The organism is Dickeya sp. MK7, assembly GCF_000406305.1.
In the GTDB taxonomy this organism is placed as follows: Bacteria; Pseudomonadota; Gammaproteobacteria; order Enterobacterales; family Enterobacteriaceae; genus Dickeya; species Dickeya fangzhongdai.
Window position 1 is genome coordinate 888,954 of record NZ_CM001984.1, and the last position, 15,592, is coordinate 904,545.

The window sequence follows — 15,592 nt, forward strand, 5'->3', positions numbered from 1 at the left end:
TTTGACACTTATTTGTGAAAAAGACACACCATGCCGCTATCGATAGATTCCTTTGCGCACATTGCCATTGAACTGCAACAAGGGCTTTCAACCCGGGACCGTTTTCAGCGCCTGCTCAACGGCTTGCGCCAGCTGTTATGCTGCGATGCGGCAGCGTTGCTGCGTTATGAAAGCCAGCTGTTGCGTCCGCTGGCGACCGATGGACTGGCGCCGGACGTGCTGGGGCGACGTTTCCGGTTATCCGAGCATCCCCGGCTGGAGGCGATAGCCCGGGCGGGCGACGTGGTGCGTTTCCCGGCGGACAGCCAGCTTCCGGATCCTTACGATGGCCTGATTCCCGGTCAGGAAGCGTTGAAGGTCCATGCCTGCGTTGGTCTGCCGCTGTTTGCTCACCACACCTTGATCGGCGTGCTGACCATTGATGGTATGGATCCCCACCAGTTCGATCATTTTAGCGATGAAGAACTGCGGCTGATTGGCGCGATGGCGTCCGTTGCCTTGAGCAATGCGCTGCTGATGGAGCAACTGGAACGACAAACGCTGGCGCCGCTGTCAGACGCCGCTCTCATGACGGAGGTGGATGCTGACGAGATGGTGGGATTGTCTGCACCCATGCAGCAGTTGAAAAAAGAGGTGGCTATCGTGGCCGACAGCGATCTTAACGTGCTGATCATGGGGGAAACCGGGGTCGGCAAGGAGCTGGTGGCGCGGGCCATCCATCAGGGGTCGCGGCGTGCGGACCGTCCGCTGGTGTATCTGAACTGTGCCGCGCTGCCGGAGTCGGTGGCGGAAAGCGAGCTGTTTGGTCACGTGAAAGGGGCGTTTACCGGCGCGATCCACCATCGTACCGGCAAGTTCGAACTGGCGGACAACGGTACGCTGTTTCTGGATGAAATTGGCGAGTTGTCGCTGACGTTACAGGCCAAGCTGCTGCGGGTATTGCAGTACGGCGATTTGCAGCGCGTAGGCGACGACAGTAGCCTGAAAGTGGATGTGCGCGTGCTGGCGGCCACCAACCGGGATTTAAAACAGTCGGTGCAGGAAGGCGCTTTTCGCGCCGATCTGTTCCATCGCCTGAGCGTGTTTCCGCTGTCGGTGCCGCCGCTGCGGGCGCGAGGTCAGGATATTGCCTTGCTGGCCGGGTTTTTCTGCGAACGCAGCCGGGCCCGGCTGGGGTTGCAGCGTCTGGCGTTGTCGCCGGAAGCGACCCATTTGCTGACGTGTTATCCGTGGCCGGGGAATGTGCGCGAGCTGGAACATGTGATCTACCGGGCGACCATTGTGGCGCGGGCCGGTGGGGCGACCGGCGATCTGACATTGCGTCCGGAACATTTGAATCTGGACGGCGTTTTGCCTGACGCGCCTCGCCCGGCCGCCGTCGATACCGTGCCGCCGTGGCGCGGCATCAGCCTGCGGGACGCGACGGAGCATTATCAGCGGCAGGTGATTAGCGACACGCTGGCGCGACATCAGGGTAACTGGTCGTCCTGCGCCCGCGAACTGGCGGTGGATAGCGGCAACCTGCACCGAATGGCAAAACGGTTGGGAATAAAATAACAAACCCCGGCATGCGCCAGGGTTTGAAGGACAAGCTAACGGATAATCAACCGCAGCGGGTGCATTTCTGCGACTGAATCACCTGGAAGAAGTCGTTGCCCTTGTCATCCACCAGAATGAAGGCCGGGAAATCTTCTACTTCGATTTTCCAGATAGCTTCCATACCCAGTTCCGGGTATTCCACGCACTCCAGGCTCTTGATGCTGTTTTGCGCCAGAATCGCCGCCGGGCCGCCGATGCTGCCGAGGTAGAAACCGCCGTGTTTATTACAGGCGTCGGTCACCTGCTGGCTGCGGTTGCCCTTGGCCAGCATGATCATGCTGCCGCCGTGGGATTGCAGCAGATCAACGTAGGAGTCCATGCGGCCGGCGGTGGTGGGGCCGAGCGAACCGGAGGCATAGCCTTCCGGCGTTTTGGCCGGCCCGGCGTAATAGATCGGGTGATCTTTCACGTATTGCGGCAGTTCGCCGCCGTTGTCCAGCAGCTCTTTCAGCTTGGCGTGCGCAATGTCGCGCGCCACGATGATGGTGCCGTTGAGCGACAGGCGGGTGGACACCGGGTACTGCGACAGCGTCTTGAGAATGTCGGCCATCGGACGATTCAGGTCGATGCGCACCACTTCGCCTTCGCCGGCCTGACGCAGGTGGTCCGGAATGTATTTGCCGGGGTTGGTTTCCAACTGCTCCAGCCAGATACCCTGACGGTTAATCTTGGCTTTGATGTTGCGGTCCGCCGAGCAGGACACGCCCATGCCGACCGGGCAGGAGGCGCCATGACGCGGCAGGCGAATCACACGCACATCGTGGGCGAAGTATTTGCCGCCGAACTGGGCGCCGAGCCCCAGATTACGGGCTTCTTCCAGCAGTTCCTGTTCCAGCGCCACATCGCGGAACGCCTGACCGTGCTCGTTGCCTTCGGTCGGCAGTTCGTCATAGTAGCGGGTGGAGGCCAGTTTGACGGTTTTCAGGTTGGTTTCCGCCGACGTGCCGCCGATGACGAAGGCAATGTGGTACGGCGGGCAGGCCGCGGTACCCAGCGTACGCATTTTTTCCACCAGGTAGTTTGTCAGCTTGCCCGGCGACAGCAACGCTTTGGTTTCCTGATACAGATAGGTCTTGTTGGCGGAACCGCCGCCTTTGGTAACGAACAGGAATTTGTACTCATCGCCTTCGGTACTGTAGAGGTCGATCTGCGCCGGCAGGTTGGTGCCGGTGTTGACCTCTTTGTACATGTCCAGCGCCGCGTTCTGGGAGTAACGCAGGTTGTCTTCGATAAAGGTGTTGTACACCCCGCGCGACAGCGCTTCGGCGTCGTTGCCGCCGGTCCATACGCGCTGGCCTTTCTTGCCGACGATAATGGCGGTGCCGGTATCCTGACAGGTAGGCAGGATGCCTTTGGCGGCGATTTCGGAGTTACGCAGGAACTGCAGGGCGACATAACGGTCGTTTTCGCTGGCTTCCGGGTCGAGCAGGATATCGGCGACCTGTTGCTGGTGGGAAGGGCGCAGCAGGAAAGAGGCATCGTGGAATGCCTGCTGGGCTAACAGCGTCAGCCCTTGCGGGTCGACTTTGAGAATATCCTGGCCTTCAAACTGGCTAACGGAAACAAAATCGCTGCTGATTAAGCGATATTCGGTTTTATCCTTCGCTAATGGAAACGGATCTTGGTAATAGAACGGTTTATTCGACATATTCTTCTCACTTGCAGCCGCATAATTGAGTGATTCATCGGGTCTTATTTTCCGTCTAGGGCTTTTGTGCCGGTCTTATTGTTGTGTCAATCGCCTCGGGCACGACGACAAAAGCAATAAACGTCGGGTGATATTCCTTAACTTGCGCCAGTACCGCGCCCCTTGAGGGATACCGCCTCACATACTATGGCTTTATGACAGGGAGTACCACGCCAACAAGTCACATTATTTTTATCTCTGTCATGTTTTCGTTGAAAATATATCTCAGACCGAAACGTGACGAGGTTGCCGGCAAAAATGACCGCTGGGCGCGCCATATTAAGTCATTTATTTAAATTAATTAAGTGCGGCGTGCGACAACGCAATATCCATTAAATAAATAAGGTTTATTGATTACCCAATTGAATAGGGCATCAGGCCTTACGAGCGGATATTCATTCACGCTGTTCCAGCAGGGTATCGATCAGCCACAGGCCGGCCGGGCCGGGTGGAAAAGGGCGCGACCAGGCGATGTCCACCTCAATTTTCCGCGGCCAGCCGGGCAGCGCCAGTTCCACCAGCCGGTTGCGCGCGTACTCGTTCACCAGCCAGCGCGGCAGGATACTCCAGCCAAACCCCTGTTCCGCCATTTCCAGCAGCATCAGATACGACGGCGTCGACCAGGTAGCGCCTTCGGACTGCGGCCGCTCCCGCTGGCTGTAGGTGTGAAGGCACAACTGACGCGCCGTGGCGAGCTGTTCCTGCGTCACCGGCGCGTGCTGCGCCAACGGGTGGCTGTGGGCCGCGTAGATCGCCATTTCGGTTTTCACCTGCAGCCGGGATACCGCAATGTCGATGGGGTAATGCGCCTGCGCCTGCAACACGCCGACATGGGCGCGCTGCGACTGCAGCAGGTCCACGACGTCCTCGTCTTCCGCAATCAGGCACTCGAACTCCACATCAGGAAAACGCTCGGCGAAACGCTGCAATACCGGGTAGTAGTGGCGGCACTGCCAGGTGTCCGACAGCACAAAGGTCAGCCGCGGCTCCACCTTGTCCGCCAGCCGGATCGCCAGTTCGTCCAGCGCTTCGCTGGCGGACAAAATCGCTTTGACGTGGCTGAGTACCTTGCGTCCTTCATCGGTCAGCACCGGCTGATGACCGCGCCTGTCGAACAGCGTCAGGCCCAGATCCGCTTCCAGATTCGCCACCGCGGTACTGACGGTGGACTGGCTTTTTTGCAGATGACGGGCCGCTGCGGAAAAAGAACCGGTATTCACGGTGGCGATAAACGCCAGCAGGGATTCAGGAGAATAACGCATCGCCGACTCTATCGCTTTTTTAGATGGAAACTAATTTAACACTATTGGTTATTTCGATGAGAATGGCAACCCGCAATCGCAGCCATGCAGGCCGAAGGAGGAAAACATGCAACAGCAAGTCCAGCGCAGCGCGCGCCATGAACAAAAAACACTCCGTGAGCGGATGGCGCATGCCGTCGGTTTCGAGGTGATGGCGTTACTGATTTGCGCCCCGATCGGCGCCTGGGTGCTCGGGCGCTCGATCCTGCAGGTTGGCGCGCTGTCGATAATGCTGTCCAGCGTGGCGATGGTCTGGAACGTGGCGTACAACAGCCTGTTTGATAGCCTATGGCCGGTCAGCCGAATCAGACGCGGTCTGTGGGTTCGTATGGGGCACGCGCTGGGTTTCGAAGGCGGCTTTATCCTTATTGGCTTGCCGCTGGCGGCGTGGATGCTGGATATCACCCTGTGGCAGGCGCTGATGGTGGAGATTGGTTTCTTCCTGTTCTTCCTGCCGTATACCATGGCCTACAACTGGCTGTACGATCTGCTGCGCGAGCGGCTGTTGGCGACCGCGGTACAAGGGCGCTAGCCGCACGGCAAAGGAGAGAAGCGGCGTCGTCTCTCTCTCCTGGCATTGGCCGTTTGCGTTACTGACGCAGCGACGCCCGGTATTCGGCGTAATCCGGCATATGGGGAATACGCCACAGATACCAGGCGGCCAGCGTGCGGTAAGGGCGGCAGGGTTCGCTCATCTCCAGCATCGCTTTGCGCGTCGGGTCCTGCGACAGGCGGTACAGATAACGAAACCCCTGTTTGATGCCGAGATCGTCCACCGGCATGATGTCCATCCGCTCCAGCGTGGAGATCAGCAGCATTTCCACCGTCCAGCGGCCGATGCCTTTCAGCGTGCAAAGCCGCTCGATCAAGGTTTCGTCATCCAGATGTTCCGCCTCCGCCCGTCCTGGCACCAGCCCGCTCAGTACCCCTTGGGCAATTCCTTTGACCGTGTCGATTTTGCGGGCGGAAAAACCGCACTGGCGCAAGACCTCCGGTTCGCATGCCGTCAGTTGCCCGGCGGAGGGAAAGCCGCCTTCACCGACCTCGAAGCGCAACTGCAATTTACCGATGATGGCCGCGGCGGCGCGGTTGCTGAGTTGCTGGCTGGCGACCGCCCGAATCAGCGCGTCGTAAGGTTCCCGCGCCGGGCGGCTTTCAAAACGAATATGCCCGACGCCCTCGATCAGCCGCGCCCAGTGCGCGTCAATGGCGGCAAGATGGGCGAGAGCCTGGGGTTCGTCGAACGGGAGCGGCGATGGCGTCATCCGGTGGCATCCTTATTTTTGAGGCTGTTGACAAACAGCCGTGTTGTTTTGTCACAGACGAATTTGTGCCAGAACAGTGGAAAGTTTCGTGCGTGATAACGTCGCTGTTCCTTTGCAACATTATCGCACGCCCGACAAGGAGAGGTTCAACGCCACCTCTCCTTGACCACTGGCTGATGGCTAAACTGTGCCGCTGCGCGGTACCTTCGGCGCTCGACTTCGCTGTTCGGACCGCCCGTGACGCGCTCCAGACGCGGCACGGGCTTGCGCGGCTTTCCTGCCGCGCATCCGGCGAAGTCGCTCACCTCAGCACAGTTTTTGACGCCGTAAAAACCTATTGCCTGTAAATAAAAAGGTTTTTCAGCAATATGTTTTGTTCTATTCCGGGAAATTATCGTGTCGCCTAAAACAAGGCGGGCAACTTGTTCATGGACCGCGTACACTAAATAATACTGGTTATTTAGACAGAGGTCTGCATGAATTTCGAACTGTTTGCCGATGAGCCGCCGGAGCGCCGGAATGAAACGCTGGCGCCCGGCGCGATGCTGCTGCGCGGCTTCGCCTGGCAACAGGCCGGAGCATTGCTGGCCGCGCTGCAACAGGTGACGCAGCAGTCGTCGTTTCGTCACATGGTGACGCCGGGCGGGCATACCATGTCGGTGGCGATGAGTAACTGCGGGCCGCTGGGCTGGGTGAGCGATGAACGGGGGTATCGCTACAGCGCTCAGGATCCGCTGACCGGCCGGCCGTGGCCCGCTATGCCGGCCTGTTTTTGGCAACTGTCGCAGGCGGCGGCCAGCGCCGCCGGGTATCACGATTTTGCGCCGGATGCCTGCCTGATCAACCGCTACACGGTGGGCGCTAAACTGTCGCTGCATCAGGACAGGGACGAACAGGACCTGCGCCAACCGATCGTCTCCGTCTCGCTGGGGTTAAGCGCGGTGTTTCTGTTTGGCGGGGAAAAACGCGGCGATCCGTGTCAGCGGCTGGCGCTGATGCATGGCGATGTGGTGGTGTGGGGCGGTCCTTCGCGGCTGCATTACCATGCCATTTTGCCGCTCAGGAACGGCCCGTTGCCGGCGGGAATGTCGGATGAAGTTCGCTTCAATCTCACCTTTCGTAAAGTGTGAAAGTCCCCCACGCCGTGGGGGACGAAAGGCATTACTTTTTGGTTGGGGGACGAAAGGCATTACTTTTTGGTGAAGTGGAGGTAATCGAGAGCGTTTTCTGCCGCCATGCGACCTGAGTTGAGCGCAAAGCCAAAGGTGCCGCCGCCCAGCAGCAGGTCATAGGTGTCGCCGTACATACCCGCCGCATCGTTACCGGTGACGTACAGCCCCGGCACCGCATTGCCTGCCGGCGATATCGCTTCCATCTTCTCGTTGATCTTCACGCCGCCCAGCGTGCCGAGCGCGGCCGGCAGCATTTTCACCGCGTAGAACGGACCGGTCTTCATCGGGCGCAGGTAATCCATGTTCTTGTTGAACACCTCGTCCCGTTTCTGTGCGGCGAAGCGGTTGTTTTCGTCAACGGTGTGTTTCAACACGCTGGCGTCGACGCCCATCTGTTTCGCCAGCTCGTCCAGCGTTGCGGCCTTGAACACAAAGCCCCGGTTTTTCTGGTTCTCTTTGGTGAACTCGTCATCGAATTTCACCAGCTTGGTGTTGGCGATCACCCATTCGCCGATCGGCACGTCGATGCCGTCGTTGACGAAGTGCTTGCGGGCGTCTTCATCAAACACCGAATACATCACCCCACCGGCTTTGGCCAGCGCGTTGCCGGCGTGCGGCCAGATAATGACGATGGATTCGTCGGTGAAACGGCGGCCGTGTTGATCCACCCACAGATAAGGCTGACGGGCGGCGGCCAGCAACTGGGAGTTGGGCGCATAGTCCGGCAGGCCAGGACGGTAGGACTGTACTACGCCCATCCCTTCTTCTTTGGCCCCGGCTTTCCACGCCATTTTGATGCCGTCGCCGTCTTTGCCGATGTTGCCCACCATGATGGTGTCCGGCACCGCCACGTATTTCTGCAGCATCTCTTTGTTGTTGGCGTAGCCGCCGGTGGCGATGATCACCGCTTTGGCGTCGATCTGGAATGGTTTGCCGTCGCTGCCTTCGACGATCACCCCGGCGACTTTGCCGTCCTTCATCACCAGATCTTTACCGGCGGTTTTCACCAGCGTGGTGACCGGCATGGTTTTGAACTGTTCATGGAAGGTTTTGATCAGGTGGCGACCGTGGCCGGGGCCGTCGATCACGTGCCAGGTCAACATCCCGCCCGGCCCGCCGGGGCCGATGTATTCAAACTTGATGCCTTTGGATTTGACCCACTCGATGGTGTCGGCGGAGCGGTTGACGAAGGCGCGCACCACAAACGGGTTCGCCATCCAGTGGCTGTATTCCATGATGGTTTTGAACGCCATGTCCGGCGTCACCACGATGCCCTGACGTTTCTGCATGGCGCTGTTGGCGGCGAAAATGCCCTCGGCAAAGTTGCCGGTGCCGCCGACCACGCCCTGTTTTTCCAGCAACACTACGCTGGCGCCTTTCTCTGCCGCCGCCATGGTGGCGGCGGTGCCGGCCGCTCCCGCGCCGATGATCACCACGTCAGCGCTTTTGGGGATCGCCGCCGGTTTGGCCGGTTCCGCGTTGGCGGCGGGTTGCGGCGCTGCCTGCTCCGCATTGGCGGAGGCTATCCCCAGCATCGACAGGCACAGGGCGGCAAGGATTGTTCTTCGGTATTGAGCCATCTTGTTTTCCTTTTATTGTTCTCACAAATATTGCTTTCACAAATATTGTTCTCACGAAATAACACACGGCAAACCGGGCAGCGCCCGGCCGTCATGAATCAGTGCTGGCGGGCTTTTTCGTACGCCTCCTGCGCGGCGTCATGCACGGCGCCGCTGGTCATGGTGGCGCCGGAAACGCCATCGACATTGATGGTCTTTTTCTCGGTCATGGTTTTCGCCAGCTCTTTGGCCGCCTCGCCGCCCACTTCCGGCGTTTCCGACGGGGCGTCGATGCTGGCTTTGTTGACCGTACCGCTCGCGTCCACGTCCAGGGTGACGGTCACGTCGCCGCCGATGCCCTGTTTGGTGGAGGAGTAAGAGCCGGCTTTAAATTGACCGCTTTCCGCCACGGCGGTGGTACTGGCGGCGCAAAGCAGGCTGATGAGTAATGTGATTGAACTTCTCTTCATACGTGATTTCACTCTGTTGATTAACGACATGTTGATTAATGAAAAAAACGGGCCGCCCGCTCAGGAAGAGGGCGACAGCAATACGTTCCCGTCCTCATGGCCGAGATGGCGAAACAGCAGGCAGCTCAGCGCCAGCCCGACCCCAAGCAGCGCGAACAGCAGGCTGAACGGGCTGATGTGCAGCCACGGCGACAGGCGCGATAGCGCCCGCAGCGCCGGAAAGGTCAGCGCCATGCTCAGCATCACCGCCAGCAGTTGGCTCAGCAGCAGGATGTTGTTGCCGCTGTTGCAGGCGTCGTTTTCCAGATGGCAGCAGGCGAGCGTGCTTTCCGCCGAGTGCAGCAGCGCCGTCAGTACGCCGAGCAGGCCGGACAGCGCGCCGATGCACGGCAGCGACCGCTGCTGGATGGCGGCGCCGAGCGCCAGCACCGCGATCGCCGCCAACAGCGTGGCGGCGATCAGCAACTGGCGATAACCAGCACGGCGCACCAGCGGTTCAAACAGCAGCTTGGCGAGCAGGGCGCCGGCGGAAAACAGCAGCATGATGATCCCGGCGGTCGCCGGCGTCAGACCCAGCGTGGTCTGGGTCACCAGCGAAATCAGCACCGGTATCGACGCCAGCAGCAGCCGGGTCAGCACGCCGCCCCACACGCCGACATAAAAGGTGCGAATGCCGAACAGCGAGGCGGGCAGCAGCGCTTCGCGCGCATGGCGATCGCCGCGCAGATACAGCCAGCCGCAGCCGCAACCCGCCAGCGCAATCAGCGTCAACGCCGGCAGCGGCAGCAGATTTTTGGGGGCGGCGACCAGCAGTAATGTGAACAGCGACAGCGCGGCGGTCAGCAGCAGCAGGCTACGTAGCGGAATACGGCGCGACGACGGCGTGACGCCATCCGGAATGGCGTATCCGGTCAGCCACAGGCACAACAGCGACAGCGGGATCGGCGCGAGGAAAATAGCGCGCCAGCCGAAGGCATCGGTCAGCAGGCTGCCCGCCAGCGGACCGGTCAGGGTGCCAAGCAGGCCGAGCAGCGTCATGCGGTTAAGAAAAGGCAGTTTTTGCTCGGGCGTAGTGGCGCGTAGCGCCTGAGTGCGGAGCACCGGCAGCAGCAACGCCCCGCCGGCGCCTTGCAGGCAGCGGCAGAGCGCCAGTGCGGCGGCCGATGTGGCCTGGCTGCACAACAGCGCGCCGGCGATGAACGTCAGCAGCGCCAGCTGGCAGGTGCGCCGTTCTCCCAGTCGCTGGCTCAGCCAGCTGTTGAGCGGGGTGAACGCCACCACGGCGATGAGGTAAGCCATCACGACCGGCTCCATGCGCAGTACCGGTTGGTGCAGCGTGCGCGCTATCGCCGGAATGGCGACATACAGCATGGTGGTATCCAGCGATTGCATGAAGAACGCCACCGACGCCAGCCAGAACAGCGCGCGTGAGCCGGCCATGATCAGGCTACCGTCATCTGTCCGGCGTACAGCACGAACAGTCGCAGTAAAAATACGCCGAGCAGGCTTAGTGTGGCCGTGGTCAGCGTCAGTCGGCCGCCGGCGTGACGCCATGCCGGCACGGCGCCGGCCGCCATCGGAGCGAGAATGCCGGCTCCCAGAATCCCCAGCCAGAACACCGCGCCCCAGAAGCCGCTCAACGCCGCCTGCGCCGCTACGGTTTTCTGTCCGCCGCCCAGCAGCAGGCCGATGAAAAAGGCGAACAGCAAACACAGTTCGATGATCGCCACCGGTTTTTCCAACTGGTGCAAAAAGTGCAGCGTTTGCGGGCAGGCGTCGCGCCAACGCGACGATGACGCCACCAACAGCATCACGGCGATGCCGGAGGTCACGCCGGATACCAGAAACAGCACCGGCAGCAGCGGGTTGTTCAGCAGTGGGAACGACTTCAGCGCCGAGAGCAGAAAGCCGGTATAACAGCCCAGCAGCAGCGCCAGCGCCAGCAGCAGATTTTCCAGCAGGCGGATACGGCGCACGAGGACGTTCAGCAGGCTGGCGAACTTCTGATGCAGGCCAGCGGACAGGCGGTTTTCGCACCCGCCCAGCAATGGCTGGCGATACAGCGCGAACAGCCACAGCAGCATCACCAGCAAATACACCTGAAACAGCATGACACCCAGCGACATGATGGAAGTCGGGTTGTAGAACAGCAGCAGATACCAGAAGGTCAGCGGCCGGGCCAGATGGAAAATCAGAATCAGCAATCCCAGCATGACCGACAGCGGCGCCACGATAGCGGTGGCGACGACCAGCGGATTGGCGTGATGGTATTCCTGCGGCACATAGCGGCGAAACAGCAGGGTGAGCGTCATCATTCCGGATGAGATTCCCACCAGCAGCAGGTACACCGCAATCGGCCAGTCCCACACCAGCGAGTGAAAGTGAAAAGCGTCATGCATGGTCGCTCTCTCCGTATTTACCGGGGATGCGGTAGAGGTTGGGGCCGGTGCCCAGATAGACTTTGCTGCGGTAGATCGGATTGTTTTTGATCATTTTCGAGATCTCGCTATCCGGATCGTTGAGATCGCCGAACACCAGCGCTTTGGTCGGGCAGATCTCGACGCAGGCCGGTCTTTTGCCTGCCGCCAGATTGGTTTCCCGGCAGAAGTTGCACTTATCCGCGGTGTGGGTCTGTGGATTGATGAAACGCACGTGGTACGGGCAGGCGGCGATACAGTAGCGGCAGCCGACGCAACGCTTGTCGTTGACATCGACAATGCCGGTCAGCGCGTCCTTGAACGACGCGCCGGTCGGGCAGACCGATACGCAGGGCGGGTTATCGCAGTGCTGGCAGGACTGGCGGAAGAACTGTTTGATCGGTTTACTGCTGTCGGTGGCGGGGATATCGACGGTTTGCAGAATGTCCAGCCGGGTGACGCCCTCCGGCACCTGATTGGTTTTACGGCAGGCGGTCATGCAGGCTTTGCAGCCGATACAGCGTAGCTCGTTATGCAGTATGCCGTATTTGACGGGACGCGGGCCGGTGGGCGTTACCGTTTCCTGCGCGACCGCCGGCAAACCGCTGCCGGAAACAGCCAGCGCGCTGCCCATGATGGCAATAAAACGGCGTCGGGTGTAATTTTCCATAAAATAACCTTTCAGAGGTAGACATCTGGTCTGGCTCAACCGATATCTGCTCAGCAATAAATCAATTTTTTATTTTCTTACTCATCTGTATTCAGTGAGTGCGATAAATAACGACAAAGCCCATGTGTCGGGAAATAAAACATGTTGGTGCGAATAATTGGAACATGCGTACCTGGCGGGATATGTGGCACGCTTCACATTTAATTTTTTGTATATCCGGATAAAAATAATTGCAAAATACGATAACTGGCGTGGTGATGTTATTATTGTCTGATTTTTTATTCTTGCTGTTATTTTATTGTTTCACGTTGTTATTGAAATGTCTTTTTTGACTTGCGCAAGGAAAGTCTATTTTGGTGGGAATAAATAAAAATGATTTGGCGCAAGAATTAACATTTTCGGCAAATTATTTTTCCGAAACATAAAAGTGCAGAAAATAAAAACGCCTCCAGCGAGGCGTTTCAGATGGCTGGCAAATTCTTTAAATACAATACGAAGGTTTTTTCCAGCGTTAAAAACTGTGCTCGGCTGTCTGTTAGCAGCCATGACCATCAGCCATTATGGTTTCAAATGACTATCCAGGAACTGGATCACTTTCTGCATGATCTCTGGCTGCAGCCAGTAAACGCCGCCATGCTCGGCGCCTTTCACCACGTAGTAGGTGCTGTCGATGCCGTGGGCTATCAGCGCCCGGTGCAGGATTTCGGTCTGACGCGGTGAAACCAGCGTATCGGCGCTGCCGTGCATGATCAAAAACGGCGGGGTATGCTGGCCGATGTAGGTGATGGGGTTGGCGGCGGCGGTTTTCTCCGGGAAGCGGGTAATCGGACCGCCCTCATTGAACACCGAGGTGCCGTTGACCCAGATAGCTTCGGTGGAGGACGGCGAGGCGTGTTTCTGCACCACCTCGTCCGGGAAACCTTCGCCGACGCGGGTCAGGTCCGACAGGCCGTAGAAATCGATCACCGCCTGTACCTGGCTGCTCTGGTCGAGGTGTTCGCCGCGGTCAAACTGCTTGTTGCCGTTGGTGGTGCCGGCAAACGCCGCCAGATAGCCGCCGGCGGAAGCGCCGAATACCGCCACGTGCGAGGCATCGATGCCGAATTTATTCGCGTTGGCGCGCAGATAGCGAATGGCGGATTTGACGTCTTCCAGCGGCGCCGGGAACAGCACGGTCGGCGCCACGCGGTACTCCATACTGGCGACCACGTAGCCGGCTTCCGCCAGCTTCAGCCGCTGCTGGATGTAGCTGTCTTTATTGGCGTTGATGAAGCCGCCGCCGGTGATGAACAGTACGGCGGGCTGCGGTGATTTCGCTTCCGGCTGCAGGATGTCCATTTTCAAGGCCACATTGGCATAACCACGCATCGGCACCTGGGAGTAAACCACGTCGGAAATCAGTTTAACCACTGGCTGACGGGGCGTCAGGGTTAATTCATGAATGTTGTCTGCGGCCATGGCGCTTGTCGCCTGCGCGGCTCCGGTAATCGTAACAGCGGACAACAATATCATTTTTAGCGGGAGGGTACGCATGGAATATTCCTTAGGATTATTATGTAACTGATGCTTGTCTTATCAATACAGGAAGGAAAAAATCAGGATGCAGGCTATCACGTCTGGGATTAATACAAATGTGCTTAATCTCACATTAGTATTTTCGTAATTTAATATAATTAATATTCGTTAAGGTTATAAATAAATATAATCATGATAAGTATAAAGCGAGCACTTTATTACCATGAGCTGGTGCGCAAAGGGAGTTTTACCCGCGCAGCCAAATCACTCAATATCTCACAGGCGTTTCTTTCCCAGGAAATATCCCGGCTGGAACAGGAACTGGAAAGAAAACTGATTAATCGCACCACCCGGCAATTCGCGCTGACGCCATTCGGCGAAGCGTTTGATGACAAAATCAAACCGCTGATCCGGGAATATTATGACGTCGAACAATTTGTGCAGTCGTACGAAGATAGTCAGGACGGTGCCCTAATGGTGGGGGTGATTCCGATTTTCAACCGGCTGAAATATTACGATGTCTTCACGCTGTTTCAGAAACAGCACCCGAATATCGAGCTGTCTTTTATCGACGGCGTCAGCAGCGACCTGCTGGAAAAGGTGAGAAACGCCGAGATCCACGTGTCGCTCTCTACGCCGTTTGACGACTATCTGCAGGACCCGTTGTTCAGCCATACCATTTTTCTGGATGACAATCTGGTGGCGGTGATGGCGACCGACCATCCGCTGGCGGCTCAACCGAGCCTGACGCTCCATCAACTGGCGCAGGAGCGGCCGATCGTGCCGCAGAAAGGCACCGGCGAGCATGCGGCGGTGTCGACGGCGTTCAGCCGCGCCGGGCTGGAAGATACCTGCTTTCGGGAATGCAGCAATCTCGACATCATTATGGATCTGGTGATGCATCACGGCGGGGTGGTGTTTCTGTGCACCTCGGTGGCGGGCAGCCTGAAGGGATACGATATCGCGATTCGTCCGGTGGCGACGCCGATCACCCGCACGTTTGCGGTGAGTTATCTTAAACGCAGCGCCGGCATTCCGATGGTGCGCCGCTTTCTGGATTTTATGGAACGGCATCATCCGATGTTGCGTGATCCAACGTTGCGTGATCCGGTGTCGCGTGATCCGATGCCGCGTGGATAACGGCTTATGGAAAAGGAAAACAGCGATCGGGCGACAACAATCGCCCGATAACAGCCTGCTGGCCGTGCGGGCCAGAGCGACGGCCGGTTTATGCATCATTTCTCTATCCTGACTCAGCCTAATAACCTGGGGAAGTAACACCCGTGATTTAGCTACATACGGTTAACGCACGATCAGCGTCGGTGTAATGCGGACGGTTTCTCCTTTCTGCGCTTCGCCGCTCAGCACCCGTTGCAGGTGGCGCATGACCTGCTCCACCAACAGCTCCACCGGCTGGCGGACGGTGGTCAGGCGGTATCCTTCCCAGGCTGCCTGCGGGGTATCGTCGCAACCCACTACCTTGCACGCCGGGCCGTCGGTCAGGCGCAGGGCGTCAAGGGCGCCGAAGGCCAGCGCATCGCAGGCGCAGAACACGCCTTCGACCAGCGGATGCTGTTGCCGCAACCGACACATGGCGTGATAGCCGCTGTGGTAGGCGTAATCCGGGTTATCCGTCACGACAGGCTCCGGCAAGCCGTGATGGGCCAACCGCTGGCGAAAACCCGCCAGCCGCTCCAGCGACGCCTGCCCGTCCTGACGGCCGCCGATATAAGCCAGCCGGGTCAACCCCAGCGAGATCAAGTGGTCCGCCGCCAGCTCGCCCGCCAGCCGGTTATCGGACAGTACCGCGGTGACGGTTTCACGCTGGTCCTCCCGGCCCATCAATACCATCGGCAGCGACAGTTCCAGACAGCGTCCGGTGGCTTCCCGCGACAGGCTGCCGGCGGAGATGATCGCCGCTTCCACCTGCCACGACT

General features: G+C 58.9%; 14 protein-coding genes. 4 read left to right on the forward strand and 10 right to left on the reverse strand.

What is annotated here, in order from left to right:
- Positions 1-30 precede the first annotated feature (30 nt).
- Positions 31-1,557 carry a nitric oxide reductase transcriptional regulator NorR gene (gene norR / locus DXXMK7_RS04060; RefSeq protein ID WP_038917969.1) on the forward strand — a complete coding sequence of 509 codons (1,527 nt, stop codon included), beginning with the start codon at positions 31-33 and terminating at the stop codon, positions 1,555-1,557.
- Between the two features lie 46 nt (positions 1,558-1,603).
- Here norR and fumA read toward each other — a convergent pair whose 3' ends face one another.
- Positions 1,604-3,247, reverse strand: coding sequence for a class I fumarate hydratase FumA (gene fumA / locus DXXMK7_RS04065; protein ID WP_038917970.1), 1,644 nt, complete (start codon positions 3,245-3,247; stop codon positions 1,604-1,606).
- Between the two features lie 434 nt (positions 3,248-3,681).
- A complete protein-coding gene (locus DXXMK7_RS04070; RefSeq protein WP_038917972.1) occupies positions 3,682-4,548 on the reverse strand; it encodes a LysR family transcriptional regulator in 867 nt (288 codons plus the stop codon).
- A 106-nt stretch (positions 4,549-4,654) separates the two neighbouring features.
- Between DXXMK7_RS04070 and DXXMK7_RS04075 the strand changes: the two genes are divergently transcribed.
- Positions 4,655-5,119 (forward strand): multidrug/biocide efflux PACE transporter, encoded by a 465-nt coding sequence (locus DXXMK7_RS04075; protein ID WP_038917973.1) that lies wholly within the window; start codon positions 4,655-4,657, stop codon positions 5,117-5,119.
- Between the two features lie 58 nt (positions 5,120-5,177).
- On the opposite strand, the gene DXXMK7_RS04080 is transcribed toward DXXMK7_RS04075, so the two are convergent.
- Positions 5,178-5,852: a DNA-3-methyladenine glycosylase gene (locus DXXMK7_RS04080; protein ID WP_038917974.1), complete on the reverse strand. Its 675-nt coding sequence runs from the start codon at positions 5,850-5,852 to the stop codon at positions 5,178-5,180.
- Positions 5,853-6,328: 476 nt separating this feature from the next.
- Here DXXMK7_RS04080 and alkB point away from each other — a divergent pair, with 476 nt between their 5' ends.
- Positions 6,329-6,982 carry a DNA oxidative demethylase AlkB gene (gene alkB, locus DXXMK7_RS04085; RefSeq protein WP_038917975.1) on the forward strand — a complete coding sequence of 218 codons (654 nt, stop codon included), beginning with the start codon at positions 6,329-6,331 and terminating at the stop codon, positions 6,980-6,982.
- A gap of 59 nt (positions 6,983-7,041) precedes the next feature.
- Here the strand turns inward: alkB and DXXMK7_RS04090 are convergent, their stop codons facing one another.
- From DXXMK7_RS04090 to DXXMK7_RS04115, 6 genes are all read right to left on the reverse strand, one after another.
- Positions 7,042-8,604: an FAD-dependent oxidoreductase gene (locus tag DXXMK7_RS04090; protein ID WP_038917976.1), complete on the reverse strand. Its 1,563-nt coding sequence runs from the start codon at positions 8,602-8,604 to the stop codon at positions 7,042-7,044.
- Positions 8,605-8,702: 98 nt separating this feature from the next.
- On the reverse strand, positions 8,703-9,053 hold the full coding sequence (locus tag DXXMK7_RS04095; RefSeq protein WP_038917977.1) for a TonB family protein: 351 nt from the start codon (positions 9,051-9,053) through the stop codon (positions 8,703-8,705).
- Between the two features lie 60 nt (positions 9,054-9,113).
- Positions 9,114-10,493 carry an MFS transporter gene (locus DXXMK7_RS04100; RefSeq protein WP_038917978.1) on the reverse strand — a complete coding sequence of 460 codons (1,380 nt, stop codon included), beginning with the start codon at positions 10,491-10,493 and terminating at the stop codon, positions 9,114-9,116.
- Between the two features lie 2 nt (positions 10,494-10,495).
- Positions 10,496-11,452 (reverse strand): cytochrome c nitrite reductase subunit NrfD, encoded by a 957-nt coding sequence (gene nrfD / locus DXXMK7_RS04105; protein WP_038917980.1) that lies wholly within the window; start codon positions 11,450-11,452, stop codon positions 10,496-10,498.
- Positions 11,445-12,140 carry a 4Fe-4S dicluster domain-containing protein gene (locus DXXMK7_RS04110; protein ID WP_038661775.1) on the reverse strand — a complete coding sequence of 232 codons (696 nt, stop codon included), beginning with the start codon at positions 12,138-12,140 and terminating at the stop codon, positions 11,445-11,447. Before DXXMK7_RS04110 ends, nrfD begins: the two co-directional genes overlap by 8 nt.
- 558 nt (positions 12,141-12,698) lie before the next feature.
- Positions 12,699-13,673 carry an alpha/beta hydrolase gene (locus DXXMK7_RS04115; protein WP_038917981.1) on the reverse strand — a complete coding sequence of 325 codons (975 nt, stop codon included), beginning with the start codon at positions 13,671-13,673 and terminating at the stop codon, positions 12,699-12,701.
- A 174-nt stretch (positions 13,674-13,847) separates the two neighbouring features.
- Here DXXMK7_RS04115 and DXXMK7_RS04120 point away from each other — a divergent pair, with 174 nt between their 5' ends.
- The gene (locus tag DXXMK7_RS04120; RefSeq protein ID WP_049842634.1) at positions 13,848-14,795 is read left to right on the forward strand and encodes a LysR family transcriptional regulator; all 948 of its coding nucleotides are present in this window, start codon (positions 13,848-13,850) and stop codon (positions 14,793-14,795) included.
- Positions 14,796-14,957: 162 nt separating this feature from the next.
- Here DXXMK7_RS04120 and DXXMK7_RS04125 read toward each other — a convergent pair.
- Positions 14,958-15,592 (reverse strand): substrate-binding domain-containing protein (locus DXXMK7_RS04125; RefSeq protein ID WP_038917982.1); only part of this gene is annotated, 635 nt, incomplete at its 5' end.

Bases quoted from the DNA above. Each gene is read 5' to 3' on its own strand.
- norR (WP_038917969.1), top strand. From the start codon at position 31: ATGCCGCTATCGATAGATTCCTTTGCGCACATTGCCATTGAACTGCAA.
- fumA (WP_038917970.1), bottom strand. From the start codon at position 3,247: ATGTCGAATAAACCGTTCTATTACCAAGATCCGTTTCCATTAGCGAAG.
- DXXMK7_RS04070 (WP_038917972.1), bottom strand. From the start codon at position 4,548: ATGCGTTATTCTCCTGAATCCCTGCTGGCGTTTATCGCCACCGTGAAT.
- DXXMK7_RS04075 (WP_038917973.1), top strand. From the start codon at position 4,655: ATGCAACAGCAAGTCCAGCGCAGCGCGCGCCATGAACAAAAAACACTC.
- DXXMK7_RS04080 (WP_038917974.1), bottom strand. From the start codon at position 5,852: ATGACGCCATCGCCGCTCCCGTTCGACGAACCCCAGGCTCTCGCCCAT.
- alkB (WP_038917975.1), top strand. From the start codon at position 6,329: ATGAATTTCGAACTGTTTGCCGATGAGCCGCCGGAGCGCCGGAATGAA.
- DXXMK7_RS04090 (WP_038917976.1), bottom strand. From the start codon at position 8,604: ATGGCTCAATACCGAAGAACAATCCTTGCCGCCCTGTGCCTGTCGATG.
- DXXMK7_RS04095 (WP_038917977.1), bottom strand. From the start codon at position 9,053: ATGAAGAGAAGTTCAATCACATTACTCATCAGCCTGCTTTGCGCCGCC.
- DXXMK7_RS04100 (WP_038917978.1), bottom strand. From the start codon at position 10,493: ATGGCCGGCTCACGCGCGCTGTTCTGGCTGGCGTCGGTGGCGTTCTTC.
- nrfD (WP_038917980.1), bottom strand. From the start codon at position 11,452: ATGCATGACGCTTTTCACTTTCACTCGCTGGTGTGGGACTGGCCGATT.
- DXXMK7_RS04110 (WP_038661775.1), bottom strand. From the start codon at position 12,140: ATGGAAAATTACACCCGACGCCGTTTTATTGCCATCATGGGCAGCGCG.
- DXXMK7_RS04115 (WP_038917981.1), bottom strand. From the start codon at position 13,673: ATGCGTACCCTCCCGCTAAAAATGATATTGTTGTCCGCTGTTACGATT.
- DXXMK7_RS04120 (WP_049842634.1), top strand. From the start codon at position 13,848: ATGATAAGTATAAAGCGAGCACTTTATTACCATGAGCTGGTGCGCAAA.